The organism is Methylorubrum subtropicum (assembly GCF_038442325.1).
Taxonomy (GTDB): domain Bacteria; phylum Pseudomonadota; class Alphaproteobacteria; order Rhizobiales; family Beijerinckiaceae; genus Methylobacterium; species Methylobacterium subtropicum.
This window is the reverse complement of record NZ_JBBXMW010000006.1, coordinates 134,406-153,144: the sequence shown is the minus strand read 5'-3', so window position 1 is coordinate 153,144 and position 18,739 is coordinate 134,406. Positions and strand designations below refer to the sequence as shown.

The following is an 18,739-nucleotide window of genomic DNA, read 5'->3' as shown; positions in this document are numbered from 1 at the left end:
CTGGATCGCTTCGGCTTCGCCTCGCGATGACGGTGTGGATCGGAACACGAAGTGGCGAGGCGGCGACCAGCACCATCCTGCCGCCCCGCTCCTTCGGATTTGAATTATTCTTGAGTTGAGGCATGCTGCCTCCAGCCATCGAAGCCCGGCCCATCGAACGAGGCCCCGGTTCGAGCGCGGAGGAACCATGAACGAGATCGTCAAGCCGGACTCCCTGATCGTCGCCGAGGCCGAGAGCCTGACGGAGACGTTCTTCGGCGGTTGCCCGCACGATTGCCCCGACACCTGCTCGATGCTGTTCGACGTCAAGGACGGACAGCTTCAGGGCGTGCGCGGCAACCCGGATCATCCGATGACCCGCGGCGGCCTCTGCGTGAAGCTCAAGGACTACGAGAAGCGCCACTACCATCCCGACCGGCTGCTCTACCCGATGAAGCGGGTCGGCCCGAAGGGCTCGAAGGAATTCGAGCGCATCAGCTGGGACGAGGCGCTGGACACCATCGTGACGCGCTGGAAGGACATCATCGACCGTCACGGGCCGCAGGCCATCGCGCCCTACAGCTATCTCGGCAACCAGGGCCTCGTGCACGGGCTGAACGGCGGCGACGCGTTCTTCAACCGGATGGGCGCCACCGTCACCGAGCGCACCTTCTGCGGCGAGGGCTCCTGCACCGCGTGGCTGCTCACGGTCGGCCCGACCGCGGGCCTCGACCCGGACAGCTACATCCACTCTAAGTACATCGTCATCTGGGCCTGCAACTCGGTCAGCACCAACCTGCACCACTGGGCGATCGTGAAGGACGCCCAGAAGAAGGGCGCCAAGGTCGTCGTGATCGACACCTACGCCTCGCGCACCGCCAAGGCCGCCGACTGGCACATCGCCCCGAAGCCCGGCACCGACGGCGCGCTCGCCATGGCGCTGATCAATTCGATCATCGAGCAGGGGTTGGTCGATCAGGACTACGTCGACAACTACACGGTCGGCTTCGAGGAGCTGAAGGAGCGGGCCAGCACCCGCACGCCCGAATGGGCCGCCGAGATCACCGGCGTCTCGGCCGACGACATCCGCAGGCTCGCCCGCGAGATGGCGACCGAGCAGCCGGTGGGCATCCGCATCGGCGTGGCGCTTGAGCGCCATTACGGCGGCGGCCAGACCATCCGGGCGGTCGCCTGCATCCCGGCGCTCACCGGCGCGTGGCGCCATGTCGGCGGCGGCATCACCCAGTTCGGCGTGTGGGAGCACCCCTACAAGTTCGACGTGATCTGCCGCCCGGACCTGATCCCCGAGGGCACCCGCGTCGTCTCGAACCTGCAGATCGGCCGGGCGCTGACCGGCGAGATGCTGCTCGACCCGCCGATCATGTCGATGATGTGCTGGAACTCGAACCCGGTCACGCAGGCGCCCGAGACCGACAAGATCGTCGAGGGGCTGATGCGCGAGGACCTGTTCATGGTCTCGGCCGAGCACTTCATCTCCGACACCGCCTCCTACGCCGACATCCTGCTGCCGGCGACCATGGGCGCGGAGATGGAGGACATGATCCTGTCCTGGGGCCACCTCTACCTCACCTACAACACCAAGTGCGCCGAGGCGCCCGGCGAGGCGATCCCGAACAACGAGATCTTCCGCCGGCTCGCCGCGCGGCTCGGCTTCGAGGAAGAGAACTTCCAATGGACCGATTCGGAGTGCCTGGAGCACTACGTCGATTGGTCGTCGCCGGCCTGCGAGGGCATCGACCTCGCCTACATGCGCGAGCACGGCTTCGCCCGCCTGAAGGTCGGCACGCCCGACGACCGCGCGCCGCACCGGGAGGGTAATTTCCCGACGCCCACCGGCAAGTGCATGTTCAAGGTCGAGGGCGCCACGAACTTCGTCGCCCCCCCGTTCCGGCAGATGTACGAGGGCTTCCAGCCGGGCGAGGCCCTCGACCCGCTGCCCGATTATCTCGGCCCGCGCGAGTCGCACACGAACGATCCGGAACTCGCCAAGCGCTTCCCGCTCAACATCGTCTCGCCCAAGAGCCACTACTTCCTGAACTCGTGCTACGCGAACATGGAGGACAAGCAGAAGGGCCAGGGCGAGCAGTTCGTGATGATCAACCAAGCCGACGCCGACGCCCGCGGCATCCGCAACGGCGACCGGGTCCAGGTCGGCAACGACCGCGGCGCCTTCAAGGGCGTGGCGCGCATCACCGACGACGTGAACCCCGGCATCGTGGTGGCGACGCTGGGCTACTGGCGCCAGCTCAACGAGGGCACGGTCAACAGCATCTCGTCGGGCGCCTTCACCGACATGGGCCACGCGCCGTCGTTCTCGGATAATCTCGTCGAGGTGTCCCGCTCGAACTGACGAGACGCTGCGCCTCTCCCGGCTTTCGGGACGATGCTTTAGACGGTCCGCGGTTCGAATTCGAGCCGCGGGCCGCGCTTTGACGCCACTCGATGGACGGGCGGCGATCTTCCCTGCGCGGGTCGTGCTGCGGTGGCGGCCCCGCGCGCCGCCATCGGCCTTCAGGACGCCGCGGTCCGGATGGGACGGCGGGCCCCGCCGGCCTCATTGCTCATGGGTGATTCGCCCTGCCGCAAGGGGCGGGGCCGCCGCGCGGCGAGCTTCGGCGCGGCGCTTCAGGACGCGGCGGCGTGCAGTTCCGGCCCCGGCAGCGCCGTGCCGGCCTCGCGGCGGCCCAGCGCCTCGCCGACCATCAGGATCGCCGGGCCTTCGAACCCCGACGCCTCGACCTTGCCGGCGAGGTCGGCGGCGGTGCCGGCGACCGTCTGCTGGCCGGGGCGGGTGGCGTTGAACACCACCAGCGCCGGCGTCGTCGGCGCGAGGCCTTCCGTGATCGCCCGCTCCAGCAGCGCGCCGAGCGTGCGCTTGGGCATGTAGACCACGGTGGTGACGCTGCGATCGGCGAGCGCCCCCCAGTTCAGGTCGTCGGGCAGCGCGCCGCGGCGGTCGTGGCCGGTGACGAATTGCAGGCGCCGCGCCGCGTCGCGGTGGGTCAGCGAGACGCCGAGAGCCGCGGCCGCGCCCTGCGCCGCCGAGACGCCGGGCACTACCGTGCAGGGAATGCCGGCGAGCCGGCAGGCCTCGATCTCCTCGCCGGCCCGGCCGAACACCAGCGGATCGCCGGATTTCAGCCGCACCACCTGCTTTCCGGATTTCGCCAGCGAGACCATCAGGGCGTTGATGTCGTCCTGGCGGCAGGAGGGGCCGTGCCCGGTCTTGCCGACCAGCATCGTGCGGGCCTCGCGGCGGGCGTAGTCGAGGATCTCGGGGGCGACGAGGTCGTCGTAGAGGATCACGTCGGCGTTGCGCAGAGCCCGCAGCGCCTTGAGGGTGAGGAGTTCGGCGTCGCCCGGTCCGGCGCCCACCAGCGTGACGGCTCCGCCCAGCGGCAGCGCCTCGGCCTGCCCCATCAGTTCGTCGAGGTCTTCTTGCGTCGGGGCCCGATCCGGCTCGGCGAAGGCGCGGTCGGTGAAGCGCTCCCAGAAGCCGCGCCGCTCGGAAAAACCGTGGAAGCGGGCCGAGACGGTCTCGCGCCAGTCACGCGCCGCGCCGACCCAGTGCTTGAAGCCGCGCGGCAGCATCGCCTCGATGCGCGCCCGCACGGTCTGGCCGAAGACCGGGGCGGCGCCCTCGGTCGAGATGCCGACGACGAGCGGCGAGCGGTTGACGATGGCGCCGAACTTCACGTCGCACAGATGCGGCCGGTCCACCGCGTTGACGATGGCGCCGGCCCGGCGCGCTTCCGCGACGAAGGCGACGCAATCGTCCTCGTCCTCCATCGCCCCGATGGCGAAGGCGGCGCCCTGCAGATCCTCGGGGGTCCAGCGGCGCTCGTGCAGGGTCACCGAGCCGGCGGCGATCTCGGCCGGCACGCCGCGCAGCTCCTCGCTCGGCTCCTCGGCGTAGACATCGACGCGGGCGCCCGCGGCGGCGAGCAGCTTCACCTTCCACGGCGCGCCCGCATTGGAGCCGGCGAGCACCGCCCGCTTGTCCTGGAGCGGCACGAACACGGGCAGCACCGCCAGCGGCTCGAGGCCGGCGCGGGTTTCGCGGGGTTGGCGGGGTGTGCTCATGGGCTTCGACGCGGACTTCGTTGCTCGGTGTAAGCCGTTCGTCTGCGCGACGAAGGCCGGCGCGTTCCCCTCCCCCTTGCGGGGAGGGGTCAGGGGTGGGGGTGGTTCAGGAGGAACCGCACCGGTGCCTCCTGCCCGCCCCCCACCTCCGGCTCCTCCCCGCAAGGGGGAGGAGAGCAGGTGAGAAAACTTGCGCTCAGGCGGCGTTGCGCGCAAGCGCTCCGGGCAGGAGCTTGCGGATCTCTGGGATGCACGAGCCGCAATTCGTCCCCGCCTTGCAGGCCGCGCCCACCGCCTCGACCGAGCCGGCGCCGCCCGCGATGGCCGCCGTGATGACGTCGAGCCCGACGCCGTGGCAGGCGCAGACCACAGGGCCCGCCGAGGCCCCCGCCGCCCGACCGGAGAGCAGCGTGCGCCGGTCCACCGCGTCGAGATCGGGTTGCGCAAACACCTGCTTGGCGAGTTCCCAATCCGGCCGCCTTTCGCCCGGCGCGACCGAGAGGGCGGCCATGAGCTTGCCGTCGCCGTAGACGGCGCAGCGGTAGAGCCCGCGGGCGTGATCGACGTATTCGGCGAGTTCCTGGCCGGGAAACAGCCCGCGGATCGCCAGCGCCATCTCGCGCGAGCCCTCCTGGGTGGCGAACAGCAGGCCGGAGCCGCCGGAAACGGTCGCCCGCGCCCACCACCAGCCCGCGGGGGCGGCGAGGGGCGTGCGGGTCAGCAGATAGCCGCGGGAGCGGTAGGCGACCGGCTCGACGGCGGCGGGCGTCGCCTTCAGCTCGGGCTGGCCGGAGACCGGATCGGTCACGCCGCGGGCGAGCGCGGCGGCGCGCCCATCGGAAGACGTCATGTCGCTCCAGTGCATCGGCACGAACACCGAGCCCGGCCGCACGCCGTCCGTCACGGTCACTTCGAGCGTCGCGGTGCCGGCCTCCGTCGTTACCTTCGCGAAGCCGCCGTCCTTGAGGCCGAAGCGGGCCGCATCGTCGGGATGGACCTCGACGAAGGGCACGGCGCGGTGAGCCGAGAGCCGCTGGCTTTTGCCGGTGCGGGTCATGGTGTGCCAGTGGTCGCGCACGCGGCCGGTGTTGAGCACCAGCGGGCGCTCCGGGCTGGCGGCCTGCGCCAAGGCCGGGGGCTGCACCGCGACGAAGCGGGCGCGCCGGTCGAAGGTGAAGAAGCGCCCATCGGCGAAGAGCCGGGCGCGGCCCTTGGCCTCGCGCTTCGGCAGCGGCCATTGCGCGGGCAGATGCGCGTCGTAGGCGCGCTCGGTGATGTCGGCCAAACCGCCGATGTCGAAGTCGCGGGTGCCGTCGTTCTCGAAGGCCGAGAGCGCGGCGTGCTCGCGAAAAATCTCGGCCGCCGAGCGGTAGGCGAAGTGGTCGCCGTAGCCGAGGCGGCGGGCGACGTCGCCCATGATCGCCCAATCGGCCCGGGCCTCGCCCGGGGCTTTCAGGAAGGCGCGCTGGCGCGAGATGCGGCGTTCCGAATTCGTCACCGTGCCGTCCTTCTCGCCCCAGGCGAGCGCGGGCAGCAGCACCGTTTTTTTGCCGGTCGCCCGCGCGCTGTCGCTGGTCGCGATGGCCTCCGACACGACGTAGAGGTCGAGCCCGGCGATCGCGTCGCGGATGCGGTCGGCCCGCGGCATCGACACCAGCGGGTTGGTGCCCATCACCCACAAAGCCTTGATCTTGCCCCGCTCGATGGCCTCGAACAGCGCCACCGCCTTCATCCCCTCGCCGGTGATGATGTTGGGGGCCTTCCAGAACCTCCGGACGCGGTCCACCTCTTCCGGCGCGAAATGCATGTGGGCGGCCAGCATGTTGGCCAAGCCGCCGACCTCGCGCCCGCCCATGGCGTTGGGCTGACCGGTGAGCGAGAGCGGGCCCATGCCGGGCCTGCCGATCCGCCCGGTGGCGAGGTGGCAGTTGATGATGGCGTTGCCCTTGTCGGTGCCCTGGGCCGACTGGTTCACGCCCTGGCTGAAGCCGGTGACGACCTTCTGGGTCCGTTCGAAGAGGTCGAAGAAGGCCTGCACCTCGGCTTCCGCGAGCCCCGTGGCCCGGGCCGTGGCGGCGGCGTCCGGGGCGATCTGGCGGGCGCGCTCCAGAGCGCCGTCGAAGCCCGCGGTGTGCTCGGCGATGAAGCGGGCGTCGAGCTTGCCCCGATCCGCGAGATGGACGAGCAGCCCGGAGAACAGGGCGGTGTCGGTGCCGGGCGCGATCCCCAGATGCAGGTCGGCTTCCTCGCCGGTCTGGGTGCGGCGGGGATCGACCGTGACGATCTTCGTGCCGCGTTTGTTGCGGGCGTCGATCATCCGGCGAAACAGGATCGGGTGGCACCACGCGGCGTTGGAGCCGACCAGCACGATCAGGTCGGCCTCGTCGAGATCCTCGTAGCAGCCCGGCACCGTGTCGGAGCCGAAGGCGCGGCGGTGGGCCGCGACCGCGCTCGACATGCAGAGCCGCGAGTTCGTGTCGACATGAGGCGTGCCCAAAAACCCCTTCGCGAGCTTGTTGGCGACGTAATAATCCTCCGTCAGCAACTGGCCCGAGAGGTAGAAGGCGATCGAATCCGGCCCGTGCCGCTCGGCGATTCTCTTGAGGCTGCCCGCGACGGCACCCAACGCGCCCTCCCAGGAGGCAACCTGCCCGTCGACGGTGGGCTTCAGCAGCCGGTCCCCCAGATCGACGGTCTCGCCGAGCGCCGAACCCTTGGAGCAGAGCCGGCCGAAATTCGCCGGATGCTCGGGATCGCCCGCGATGCCGACGCCGCCCTGCCCGTCCGGCGTGGCCAGCACGCCGCAGCCCACCCCGCAATAGGGGCAGGTCGTCTTCACCGCGGGCGCGGCGAGAGCGGGAGACGGTTGGGTCATGGCGGATCCTCGGCGGATTCTTCTCGAAAATCCGCAGAGCAAGGATCAGGCCGGGCGCCATGCACGCGGCTCCCGCGCCGGGGCGGATCGGCGCATCGCTGGGCGGTCGGGCCGCTTGCGCCCAAGGGCGAATGTCGGGGGCCCGGCCGCCCTGCTAGAGCATCGGTCCGAAAGGTGGCCGCCGGCTTTCGGAAAAACCGATGCGGCACAAGAACCTAGTGCATCGTTCTGGATACGATATCCAAGACGATGCGCTAGTCTCGTCCGCAGACACCGGATTCGTGGAAATCCGCCGAGCCGGCCTCACATAACGACAACAACATCAAAGGGAGATTTGGACCATGAGCGAGCCGACGCCGCACCCGGCCGAAACCATCGATCCCGTCACCGCCGAGCAGGCCGACAACGCGGGCACGCCGCTGCGCGTGACGGCGACGCCCGCCGCGCTGGAACTCATCGCGGAGCTAAAATCCGAGTACGGCCCGGTGATGTTCCACCAGTCGGGCGGCTGCTGCGACGGCTCCTCGCCGATGTGCTACCCCGTCGGCGACTTCATCACCAGCGACGGCGACGTGCATCTCGGCCAGGTCGGGGGCGCGGACTTCTTCATCTCGCGCTCGCAGTTCGGCGTCTGGAAGCACACCCACATCATCCTCGACGTGGTGCCCGGCCGCGGCGGGATGTTCTCCCTGGAGAACGGCCGCGAGAAGCGGTTCCACATCCGCTCGCGACTGTTCTCGCAGGCCGAGAACGAGGCGCTGGCCGGCGCCTGCCAGCTCTGAGGGATCGGGCTTCCCGCATTCCGAGCGCCGGTCCCGCCGCACGGGGGAGGGGCCTCACCGCCCCGAGGGCTGCCCCTTGGCCCGCCGGAACGCGTCGGCCAGCGCGCCGCCGCGCTCTGGCTGCGGCGCGGGCGTCCGCGGCGGCGGCGAGACCGGCCGCGGAGCGCTCCGCGCCGCCACCGGCGTCCCGTCCACCGGATCGTCCAGCCGCATCGACAGGCCGATGCGCTTGCGCGGCACGTCCACCGACAGCACCAGCACCCGCACCACGTCGCCCGCCTTCACCACCTCGGACGGTGAAGCGATGCGGCGGCGGGCCATCGCCGAGATGTGCACCAGCCCGTCCTGATGCACGCCGACATCGACGAAGGCGCCGAAGGCCGCGACGTTGGTGACCACGCCCTCCAGCTGCATCCCCGGCTTGAGGTCGGAAATCTTTTCGACGCCCTCCTGAAAGCTCGCGGTCTTGAAGGCGGGGCGCGGATCGCGGCCGGGCTTCTCCAGCTCCCTGAGGATGTCGCGCACGGTCGGCACGCCGAAGCGCTCGTCGGCGAAGCGCTCAGGGGAAAGCCCGCCCAGCACCGCCGCGTTGCCGATCAGCACTTTGATGTCGCTCTTCGTCGCCTCCAAGATGCGGCGCACCACCGGATAGGCCTCGGGGTGGACGCCGGAGCGGTCGAGCGGGTCGGTCCCATCGGGGATGCGCAGGAATCCCGCGGCGAGTTCGAACGTCTTGGGCCCGAGCCCCGGCACCTTCTTGAGCGCCGTGCGGGTGCGGAACGGGCCGTTGCCGTCGCGGTGGGCCACGATCTTGGCCGCCACCGACTCGCCGAGGCCCGAGACCTGGGCGAGAAGCGGCACGGAGGCGGTGTTCACGTCGACGCCGACGGCGTTCACCGCGTCCTCGACCACGCCGTCCAGCGAGCGCGACAGCTTCTGCTCGCCGATATCGTGCTGGTACTGGCCGACGCCGATGGATTTCGGGTCGATCTTCACGAGTTCGGCCAGCGGGTCCTGAAGCCGCCGCGCGATCGAGACGGCGCCACGATGCGACACGTCGAGGTCGGGCAGCTCTTTCGACGCGATGGCCGAGGCCGAGTAGACCGAGGCGCCGGCCTCCGAGACCATCACCTTGGCGAGGCTCAGGTCGGGGTTGGCCGAAATGATCTCGGCGGCGAGCCGATCGGTCTCGCGCGAGGCGGTGCCGTTGCCCACCGCGATCAGCTCGACACCGTGGCGCCGGCAGAGTTTTGAGAGTGCCGCGACCGACTCGTTCCAGCGCCGCTGCGGCTCGTGCGGGTAGGTGGTCTCGACCGCCAGAACCTTGCCGGTGGCGTCGACGACGGCCGCCTTCACGCCGTTGCGGTAGCCCGGATCGAGCCCGAGGGTGGCACGCCCGCCCGCGGGGGCGGCCAGCAGCAAGTCCTTGAGATTGCCGGCGAACACCTTCACGGCAGCGTCCTCGGCCCGCTCGAACAGGCGGGTGCGCAGGTCCGCCTTGATGCCGGTGCGGATCTTGGTGCGCCACGCGAGCCGCACGGTCTCAAGCAACCACGCATCGGCCGGGCGCCCGCGGGCCGAGACGGCGTGGCGGCGGCACACCGCCAGCTCGAACGGGCCGGGCAGGCCGGAGGGCGAATCCTCGCCGTCCGCCGAGAGGCCGATCTCCAGCACCTCCTCGGCCTCGCCGCGGAACAGCGCCAGCACCCGGTGCGAGGGCATCTTTTCGAGGCGCTCGCGCCAGTCGAAGTAATCCGCGAACTTCTGGCCCGTCGCCTCCTTGCCCTTGCGCACGCGCGAGACCGCTTCGCCGGTCTTCCAAAAGTCCTCGCGCAGGCGCCCGATCAGGTCGGCATCCTCGGCAAACCGCTCGATCAGGATGGCCCGCGCCCCTTCCAGCGCGGCTTCCGCGGAGTCGATGCCCTTGTCAGCGGCGACGTAGGCTTGCGCCGCCCGCTCGGGATGCGTCTCGGGCTTGGCCAGCAGGGTTTCGGCCAGCGGCGCCAGCCCGGCTTCGCGGGCGGTCTGCGCCTTGGAGCGGCGCTTGGGGCGGAACGGGAGATAGATGTCCTCCAGCCGCGCCTTGGTCTCGGCGCCGGCGATCGCCGCGGACAGCTCCGGCGTCAGCTTGCCCTGGGCCCGGATGCTCTCGGTGATCGTGGCGCGGCGCTCGGCGAGGTCGCGCAGGTAGCCGAGGCGCTCGGCCAGGGTGCGCAGCTGCGCGTCGTCGAGCGAGCCCGTCGCCTCCTTGCGGTAGCGGGCGACGAAGGGGACCGTGTAGCCGCCGTCGAGCAACTCGACCGCCGCCGCGACCTGCCCCTCGCGGACGCCCAGTTCCTCGGCGATGAGCCCGTTCACGGTCTTCGTCACGGCCATCGGGGGGTCTCCATCGCGGGCGGCAGGGGGGCACGGGATAAAGCGGTTGCCGCGAGACGCAAGGCGAAAGCGGGGAGGGTGAGGGCGTCGCACTTCGCAGGACGCGCGTCTGGCTCGCGCCCCATCCCCACCGCCGTCATTCCGGGGCCGCGCAGCGGAACCCGGAATCCACCCGTGATGCGGGATGCCCGGCTCAAGCTGCGCCCTCGCGGCCAGTCGTGGATTCCGGGTTCTCGCCTGCGGCGAGCCCCGGAATGACGGCGAGGTTAGACTGGCTTTGGAAGCCCTACCGATCAGGCCAAATCGTCGTCCGGCGCGATCACCGACGCGTCGCGCCGCGTGGCCGCCCGCTCGTCCGCCTCCTCGCGGCACTTCAGGACATGGCCGGCGCGGTTGACCACCTGCAGGTTCGGCGCGCCCCAATGGCCGAGCAGGAACGGCCAGGGCAGGTCGCGCTCCTCGCGCCAGACCCGGTAGAGCGGCAGGCGGTGATCGACCTCCGCGCCCCGCAGCAGGCGCTTGCCCGAGACGGCGCAGCGGTGGCGCTGGCGCGCCTTCAATTCCTTGAGATGGTCGCTCGGCGCGCACCAGAACTCCCAGGCGATCACGCAGGCGGCGTGCCAGCCGGCCCGCTTGCTCGGGGCGCCGTCGCCCGCGAGATCCCGGTGCCAGCCGAAGCGGAAGACCGGCCCGCCGCAGATGCGGCAGGCGCCGGGGCCGGGGGCGTGGGCGTCCTCGCGGAAGGGCGCGGGCGGCACCCGGAAGCTCGCGGGCCGGCCCTCGCCACCCCCCACTTGCCACGTCCAGCCCTCCGGCGCGCCGGTGCGGGCGGCGAGCGCGCGGGCGAGGCGGTCGGCCCGCAGGACGTGATGGCGCCAGTAGCTCGCCACCGCCCGGCTCGGCGTCGGCGGAATCAGCGGACGCGTCAGCGCGTGGTGCAGCACGTGGGCGGGAAAGCCCGGCCGCAGGGACTTTTCCAGCCGCGCCCGGGCCGCCGCGTTGCGGCTCTCGCGCCATTCCGATGTCGCCATGGCAGCGGCCTAACCCGACGCGCCGGGGAGGGCGCTCGGGGGTGTCGACGGCGATGGAACGGTCAGGGTCATGGCGCGCGCATGTCCCTCCCCCTTGCGGGGAAGGGTAGGGGTGGGGGTCGGGCAGGATCGAGCGTCGCGGTGCCGTCTGCACCACCCCCACCTCCTACCTCCTCCCCGCAAGGGGGAGGAGAGCGTCCGAACCTCTCATCGAGAGATACGGTCAGGAACGCCGATAGGGGCCGCCTAGCGTCGCATCCCGGCCACAGGCCGCCCGAACGTGCCCGCTCGCACGCGATGAGAATGAACGTTCATTGACATGAGAATGAACGTTCACTATCAACCTCGGCAGCGCAGGAGGTTCCCGTGAGCGTCACTCTCGATCGTCGTTGGGAAGAAAAATCCGCTTCCCGCCCGAGCCGGCTTCAGCTCCGGGTCCTGCGCGTCGCCCAGGAGATCTGCACCCCGGCCAACCTCGCCCTCTGCCTCGTCGTGGCGATGGCGTGGCTCGCGCTGATCGGCTGGACCGGAGCGGGCCAGACGGGCTGGCAGGCCCGGCTCTGCGCCGACCTCGACGGCCAGCCCCGCGCGTGTGCCGTGTTACCGGCCGTGCTGCCGGGAGCCGCCTCGTGAGCGCGAGCGCCGCAGTTCAGACCCGGATCGAGCCGACCTCGGCGCAAGCCGTACGGCAGGCCCACATCCTCGACGCGGCGGAAGCCTGCTTCGTGCGCAACGGCTTCCACCGCACGACGATGCAGGACCTCGCCCGCGAGGCGGCGATGAGCCCCGGCAACATCTACCGCTACTTCGATTCGAAGGAAGCCGTCGTCCTTGGCCTCGCCGAGCGCGACCGCGAGCGCGGCGCCGTGCTGGTCGAGATGCTGGAGCGCAGCGGCGACCGCCGCGGCGTGCTCACCGGCATTCTCGCGGCCTACTTCACCGAGATGACCCGCGGCGCGGCGATCCTGCGCCTCGACCTCTGGGCCGAGGCGACCCGCAACCCGGCCATCGGCACCATGATCGAGCGCGGCGACCAGGAAGGCCGCACGTGGCTGATCGAGATTTTCTCGGCCATCGCGCCGGGATGCGACGCCGCCGGCCTGTACGAGGCGATCGCTCCCCTGATGAAGGGGATCATCGTCGATCGCGCCCTCAACCCCGATTACGAACCCGGCCCGGCGGTCAGGCAGCTGCTTGCCCTGATCGATGCGGGCCTCGCGCACAAGGCCGCCGCATGAGCGCCGCCCGCCGCCTTCTTCTGTTCGCCGCAGCCGGCCTCGCCATCGCAGCGGCCCCGGCGGTGCGCGCCGAGACCGCGGCGGCCGTCACGCCGCGGGCCCCCACCGTCAGCGTGGTCGAGGCCGCGCGCCGCGAGATCGTCGAGAGCATCGTCGTCACCGGCACGCTGGTGCCCCGCGACGAAATTCTGGTCAGCCCCGAAATCGACGGCTACCGCATCGTCGAGCTGCTGGTGGAGGAGGGCGCCCGCGTCGCCAAGGGGCAGGTGCTGGCCCGTCTCAACCGCGACCTGATCGACCGCCAGCTCGCCCAGCAGGCGGCGCTCGTCGAGAAGGCCACCGCCGCCGTCCCACAGGCGCAATCGAGCATCGAGCAGGCCGAGGCCGCCGAAACGGAAGCCCGCCTCGCCTTCGAGCGCGCCAAGTCGCTGATGCAGACCGGCAACGCCACCGCGGTGGTGATGGAAAGCCGCACCGCGGCGCTCCGCCAGGCCGAGGGCAAGCTGACATTCGCTCGCAACGGCCTCTCCATCGCCCGGGCCGATCTGGCGCAGGCGCAGGCCGTGAAGGCCGAACTCGAACTGCGCCTCGCCCGCACCGAAATCCGCGCCCCGGAGGCCGGCATCGTCAGCCGCCGCACGGCCCGCGTCGGCATGGCGGCCTCGTCGGCGGCCGAGCCGTTATTTCGCCTGATCGCGCGCGGCGAGATCGAGCTGGAGGGCGAGGTCATCGAGACCCGGCTGCCGCTGCTGCGCGAAGGTGCGCCCGCCTTCATCGAGATCGGCGAGGGCGAGCGCGTGTCGGGCTCCGTCCGCGTGGTCTACCCCGAGGTCGACCGGGCGAGCCGGCTCGGCAAGGTGCGCGTGCGCCTCGATCCCGATCCGCGGCTTCGCATCGGCACCTTCGTGCGCGGCGCGGTCGAACTCGCCCGCACCCGCGGCGTCACCGTGCCCCAGGCCTCGGTGCTCTACGGCGGGGGAAAGCGCAGCTCGGTCCTCGTCGTCGCCGAGGACCGGGTCGAGTCGCGCGAGGTCCGCACCGGCCTGTCCGACGACGACGACATCGAGATCCGCGCCGGCCTCAACGACGGCGAGCGCGTCGTCGCCCGCGCCGGCAGCTTTTTGAGGGATGGGGACCGGGTCCGTCCGGTCCCCGTTCCGGGCCGGGCCGCCGCGGTCGCGTCGGCGCCCTCGCCGCAAGCCACCGCCGACGCGCGCTGAGGCGCGCTTTTCCTGAAAGAATGAGCGGGTCGCCCCGATGCGCCTGAACGTTTCCGCTTGGGCGATCCGCAACCCGATCGCCCCCCTCGTCCTGTTCCTCGTGCTGATCGTGCTCGGCCTCGTCAGCTTCCGGGGCTTGGCCGTCACGCGCATGCCGAACGTCGACGTGCCGATCGTCTCGGTCACGATCACGCAAGGGGGCGCGGCGCCCTCCGAGTTGCAGACGCAGGTCACGAAGTGGGTCGAGGACTCCATCGCGGGCGTGCGCGGGGTCAAGCACATCACCTCGGCGATCACCGAAGGCTCCTCCGTCACCACGGTCGAGTTTCGGCTCGAGGTGAACACCGACCGCGCCGTCAACGACGTGAAGGACGCGATCTCCAAGATCCGCATCAACCTACCGCGCACCATCGACGAGCCGGTGATCCAGCGCGTCGAGATCACCGGCCTGCCGATCCTGATCTACGGCGTCACCGCCCCGGCGATGACGCCCGCCGAACTCTCGTGGTTCGTCGAGGACAAGGTCGCCCGCACGCTTCAGGGGGTGAAGGGCGTCGGCGGCGTCGAGCGCGTGGGCGGCGTGGCGCGGGAAATCCGCATCACGCCCCAGCCCGACCGGCTTCTCGCGCTCGGCATCACCGCGGCGGAGGTGAACCGGCAGGTGCGGGCCACCTCCGTCGACATGGCGGGCGGGCGCGGCGAGATCGGCGGGCGCGAGCAGTCGATCCGCACGCTCGCCGCCGCGCGCACCATCCGCGACCTCAAGGCCACCACCATCGTCCTGCCCGGCGGGCGGAAGGTGCGGCTCGACGACCTCGCCACGGTGGAGGACGGCATCGAGGAGCCGCGCACCTTCGCCCGCTTCAACGGCGCGCCGGTCGTCGCCTTCTCGGTCTCCCGCGGCTCCGGCGCCAGCGACGCAGAGGTCGCCAAAGGCGTCGAGCAGAAAATCGCGGAGTTTCGCCAAAACTATCCCGACATCCGCTTCGAGACGATCGATTCCTCGGTCGCGGCGACCATCGGCAGCTACGATTCGGCCATGCACACCCTGATCGAGGGCGCCCTGCTCGCCGTGATCGTGGTGTTCCTGTTCCTGCGCGACTGGCGCGCCACCCTGATCGCCGCGGTGGCGCTGCCGCTCTCGGTGTTCCCAACCTTCTGGGCGATGGACGCGCTCGGCTTCACCCTCAACGGCATCAGCCTGCTCGCCATCACGCTGGTGACCGGCATCCTCGTGGACGACGCCATCGTCGAGATCGAGAACATCGTCCGGCACATGCGGCTCGGCAAATCGCCCTACCGCGCGGCGATCGAGGGCGCCGACGAGATCGGGCTGGCCGTCATCGCGATCACGGCGACGCTGATCGCGGTGTTCGCCCCGGTCTCGTTCATGGGCGGCATTGCGGGCCGCTACTTCATCCAGTTCGGCCTGACCATCGCGGTGTCGGTGTTCATGTCGCTGCTGGTCGCCCGCCTCATCACGCCGATGCTCGCCGCCTACTTTTTGCGCGACCACGGCCATGCGGAGGAGCGCGAGGGCCCGGTGATGCGGGCCTATGCCCGCCTCGTCGGCTGGTCGGTGCGCCACAAGTGGATCACCCTGTTCGTCGGGCTGGCGCTGTTCGTCGGGTCGCTGGCGTCTACGAAAATGCTGCCCTCGGGCTTCGTGCCCAAGCAGGACAACGCCCGCACCCTGTTCATGATCGAGCTGGCGCCGGGTGCGCGGCTCCCCGACACCATGGCGGTCGCCGACCGGGTGGTGGAGCGCATCCGCGCGCTGCCCGAGGTCACGTCCGTCTTCGTGGACGGCGGGCGGCAGGCCGGCGGCAAGAAGGAGACCCGGCTCGCCACCCTCATCGTCAACCTGACGCCGAAGAACCAGCGGGCCAAGCGCCAGTGGACGCTGGAGACCGAGATCGCCGGCATCCTCGCCGACGAGCCCGACATCCGCTCGTGGACGCTGCGCGACAACGGCCAGCGCGATCTGGCGCTCGTCGTCGGCGGTCCGGACGTGGCGGTGGTGAGCGAGGTCGCGGCCAACCTCCAGCGCGACATGGCGGCGATCCCGCACCTCGTCTCGGTGATGTCGACCGCACCCCTCAACCGCACGGAAGTGCGCATCCGCCCAAAACCCGGTGCGGCGGCCGATCTCGGCGTCTCGACCGACACCATCGCCGAGACGGTCCGCGTCGGCACCATCGGCGACATCGGCCTGAATCTGGCGAAGTTCAACGCCGCCGACCGGCAGGTGCCGATCCGCGTGCAACTGCCCGAGAGCGCCCGCGGCGCGGTGGCGAAGCTCGAAAACCTCAAGGTCCCGGCCAAGAACGGCACCGCCGTGCCGCTCGCCGCGGTCGCCGACATCGAACTCGACCAGGGGCCGGGCGCGATCGAGCGCTACGACCGCGTCGTGCGCGTCGCGGTGGAAGCCAACATGGAGGGCTCGGACGCGCTCGGCTCGCTGATCGAGCAAGCGTTGAATACGCCGACCGCCAAGAACCTGCCGCCGGGCGTGATGATCCGCCAGACGGGCGACGCCGAGATCATGGGCGAGGTGTTCTCCGGCTTCCTCATGGCGATGGGCGCCGGGATCATGATGGTCTACGCGGTCCTCGTGCTGCTGTTCGGCAACTTCCTCCAGCCACTCACCATCCTGTTCTCGCTGCCGCTCTCCATCGGCGGCGCCATCCTCGGCCTGCTGCTGTTCAACATGCCGATCTCGATGCCGGTCGTCATCGGCATCCTGATGCTGATGGGCTTGGTCACCAAGAACGCCATCATGCTGGTGGACTTCGCCGTCGAGGAGATGCGCGCGGGCGTGGACCGCGTCACCGCCATCGTGGACGCCGGCCGCAAGCGGGCGCGCCCCATCGTCATGACCACCATCGCCATGGCGGCCGGCATGGTGCCCTCCGCCATGGCCTTCGGCGTCGGCGGCGAGTTCCGCGCGCCGATGGCGGTCGCGGTGATCGCCGGGCTGATCGTCTCGACGCTGCTCTCGCTGGTGTTCGTGCCCGCGGTGTTCCTGCTGATGGACAGCCTTGGCAGTCTGCTCGGGCGCGGGCTCGGCCGCTTCGTCGGCCCGCGCGACGAGGCGCCGGCCCACGCGCACGCCGTCGCGCCGCATCCGGGGGAGTGAGGGCGCGGGCCGGAGTTTGGCTAAGCCTCTCCCCCCGTCATTCCGGGGCGCCGAAGGCGAACCCGGAATCCACCCGTGATGCGGGATGCCCGGCTGAAGCCGAACCGTCGCGGCCAGTCGTGGATTCCGGGTTCCGCTGCGCGGCCCCGGAATGACGGCGGTGAGTCAGGGGGTGAGTCGACCGACCCACACGCCGCCCCCTCGCGCGGGTCCGCCGGTCGTGGCAGACGGATAATGCGCGGACACGGGAGTTCTTCACCTTGGGGCAGGCGGCGGAGGCGGCGGGCGGGCGCCCCTGGGCGCGGGCGCGCCCGACCCTGCGACAGGTGCGCCTCGCCAGCGGCCTCGTGCTGTTCGCCTACGTGCTGAGCCACCTGCTCTGCCATGCGCTCGGCAACGTCTCACTCGGCGCGCTCCATGCCGGGCTGAAGGTGAAGGTCGCGCTTTGGCGCAACCCGGTCGCCGTGTTCCTGCTCTACGGCGCGCTCGCCGCCCATCTCGCGCTCGGCCTGCAATCCCTCTACGAGCGCCGGCTGTTCCGGCTGCGGCCGGGCGAGTCGGCGCAGCTCCTGCTCGGGCTCGCGGTGCCGCTGCTGCTGCTCGACCATGTCGTCGGCACGCGGATCGCCTGGAGCGCCGAGGGGCTGGAGCGGGGCTATCCGCAGGTGCTCTGGGCGTTCTGGGTCGCGAGCCCGGCGGGCACCGGCGTCTCGCTGACGCTCGGGCTGCTCGCCGCGTGGCTGCACGGCTGCCTCGGCCTGCATTTCTGGCTCCGGCTGAAGCCCGCCTATCCGCGCTTCGCCCCCTGGCTGCTGGCCGGCGCCGTGCTGGTGCCGGTGCTGGCGCTCCTCGGCACCGTGCAGGGCGGGCGCGCCGTGGCGCTGGCCGCCGCCGACCCGGCCTGGCGCGAGCGCGTCTTCGCCGTCCGGCGCATCGGCGACGCGGCGCAGATCGAGCGGCTCGACGCCATCCGGCGCGGGCTGTTCGCGGCCTATGCGGGCGCGGTCGGGCTCGTGCTGCTGGCGCGCGGCCGGCGCACGCTGTTGGAAGTCCGCGGCGGCCTCGTGCGGATCGGCTATCCCGACGGACGCGTCGTGCGGGTGCCGCGCGGCGCCAGCGTCCTGGAGGCGAGCCGCCGGGGCCGCATCCCGCATGCCAGCATCTGCGGCGGACGCGGGCGCTGCTCGACCTGCCGCATCCGCGTGGTCGACGGCGAGCGCGGGCGCTTCCTCCCCGCACCTGAGCGCACCGAGCGCGCGGTGCTGGAGCGCATCGGCGCCAGCCCCGGCATCCGGCTCGCCTGTCAGCTCCGGCCCGACCGCGACCTGACCGTGGCGCCGCTGTTCACGCCCCACGCCAAGGGATTGTCCGCCGGCCTGTCGGACCGGGCCGGGACCGGCGAGGAGCGCTTCGTCGTGGTGCTGTTCGCCGATCTCCGTGGCTCGACCCGGCTCGCCGAGGAGCGGCTCGCCTACGACACGGTGTTCGTCATCAACCGCTTCCTCGGTGCCGTCGGCCACGCGGTGCGGGCGCAGGGCGGCAGCGTCAACCGCCATCTCGGCGACGGGCTGATGGCCCTGTTCGGCCTCGACGGCGACACGTCCAAGGCCGCCCGCGCGGCGCTCGCGGCCGTCGAGGCCATCGCGGCGGAGGTGGAACAGCTGAACCGCATGCTCGCCGCCGACCTCGGCGAGCGCCTGCGCTACGGCATCGGCCTGCATGCCGGCACCGCCATCGTCGGCGAACTCGGCGACGAGGCCGACGCCCGCTTCACCGCGCTCGGCGACACGATCAACGTCGCCGCGCGCCTGGAGGCGCTGACCAAGCCGATGGGCCAGGTCGCCATCGTCTCCGAGGCGGTCTACCGCGCCGCCGGGATCGCGCCGGGGGAACTGACCGAGCTGACGCTGACGGGCCGGGCGCAGCCGCTGCGGGCACGGCTGATCGGGGCGGGGGCCCCGGCATCCGTGTGAGGCCGACTGTCGTGCGGGCTCT

Annotated in this window: 11 protein-coding genes; 7 read left to right on the top strand and 4 right to left on the bottom strand. The window is 71.3% G+C overall.

The features are described 5' to 3' along the window. Positions 1–187: 187 nt before the first annotated feature. The gene (locus AAHG03_RS10915; protein WP_342150676.1) at positions 188–2,350 is read left to right on the top strand and encodes a molybdopterin-containing oxidoreductase family protein; all 2,163 of its coding nucleotides are present in this window, start codon (positions 188–190) and stop codon (positions 2,348–2,350) included. A 275-nt stretch (positions 2,351–2,625) separates the two neighbouring features. On the opposite strand, the gene cysG is transcribed toward AAHG03_RS10915, so the two are convergent. Both cysG and AAHG03_RS10905 read right to left on the bottom strand, forming a co-directional pair. Further along, positions 2,626–4,083 (bottom strand): siroheme synthase CysG, encoded by a 1,458-nt coding sequence (cysG, locus tag AAHG03_RS10910; protein ID WP_342150675.1) that lies wholly within the window; start codon positions 4,081–4,083, stop codon positions 2,626–2,628. A gap of 196 nt (positions 4,084–4,279) precedes the next feature. Next, positions 4,280–6,958 carry a nitrate reductase gene (locus AAHG03_RS10905; protein ID WP_342150674.1) on the bottom strand — a complete coding sequence of 893 codons (2,679 nt, stop codon included), beginning with the start codon at positions 6,956–6,958 and terminating at the stop codon, positions 4,280–4,282. Between the two features lie 341 nt (positions 6,959–7,299). Here AAHG03_RS10905 and AAHG03_RS10900 point away from each other — a divergent pair, with 341 nt between their 5' ends. Continuing rightward, positions 7,300–7,740 carry a DUF779 domain-containing protein gene (locus AAHG03_RS10900; protein WP_342150673.1) on the top strand — a complete coding sequence of 147 codons (441 nt, stop codon included), beginning with the start codon at positions 7,300–7,302 and terminating at the stop codon, positions 7,738–7,740. Between the two features lie 54 nt (positions 7,741–7,794). On the opposite strand, the gene AAHG03_RS10895 is transcribed toward AAHG03_RS10900, so the two are convergent. Both AAHG03_RS10895 and AAHG03_RS10890 read right to left on the bottom strand, forming a co-directional pair. Continuing rightward, positions 7,795–10,116, bottom strand: a complete 2,322-nt coding sequence (locus tag AAHG03_RS10895) for a Tex family protein (protein ID WP_342150672.1) — start codon at positions 10,114–10,116, stop codon at positions 7,795–7,797. Between the two features lie 293 nt (positions 10,117–10,409). After that, entirely contained in the window at positions 10,410–11,147 is a 738-nt protein-coding gene (locus tag AAHG03_RS10890) for a hypothetical protein (RefSeq protein WP_342150671.1), read from the bottom strand. A gap of 366 nt (positions 11,148–11,513) precedes the next feature. Here AAHG03_RS10890 and AAHG03_RS10885 point away from each other — a divergent pair, with 366 nt between their 5' ends. From AAHG03_RS10885 to AAHG03_RS10865, 5 genes are all read left to right on the top strand, one after another. Beyond that, on the top strand, positions 11,514–11,780 hold the full coding sequence (locus tag AAHG03_RS10885; RefSeq protein ID WP_342150670.1) for a hypothetical protein: 267 nt from the start codon (positions 11,514–11,516) through the stop codon (positions 11,778–11,780). Then, positions 11,777–12,385, top strand: a complete 609-nt coding sequence (locus tag AAHG03_RS10880) for a TetR/AcrR family transcriptional regulator (RefSeq protein ID WP_342150669.1) — start codon at positions 11,777–11,779, stop codon at positions 12,383–12,385. The genes AAHG03_RS10885 and AAHG03_RS10880 overlap by 4 nt, the downstream gene beginning before the upstream one ends. Then, complete coding sequence (locus tag AAHG03_RS10875; protein WP_342150668.1) at positions 12,382–13,605, top strand: efflux RND transporter periplasmic adaptor subunit; 1,224 nt, start codon at positions 12,382–12,384, stop codon at positions 13,603–13,605. The genes AAHG03_RS10880 and AAHG03_RS10875 overlap by 4 nt, the downstream gene beginning before the upstream one ends. A 37-nt stretch (positions 13,606–13,642) precedes the next feature. Beyond that, entirely contained in the window at positions 13,643–16,744 is a 3,102-nt protein-coding gene (locus AAHG03_RS10870; protein WP_342150667.1) for an efflux RND transporter permease subunit, read from the top strand. Between the two features lie 260 nt (positions 16,745–17,004). Next, the gene (locus tag AAHG03_RS10865) at positions 17,005–18,717 is read left to right on the top strand and encodes an adenylate/guanylate cyclase domain-containing protein (RefSeq protein WP_342150666.1); all 1,713 of its coding nucleotides are present in this window, start codon (positions 17,005–17,007) and stop codon (positions 18,715–18,717) included. Positions 18,718–18,739 lie beyond the last annotated feature (22 nt).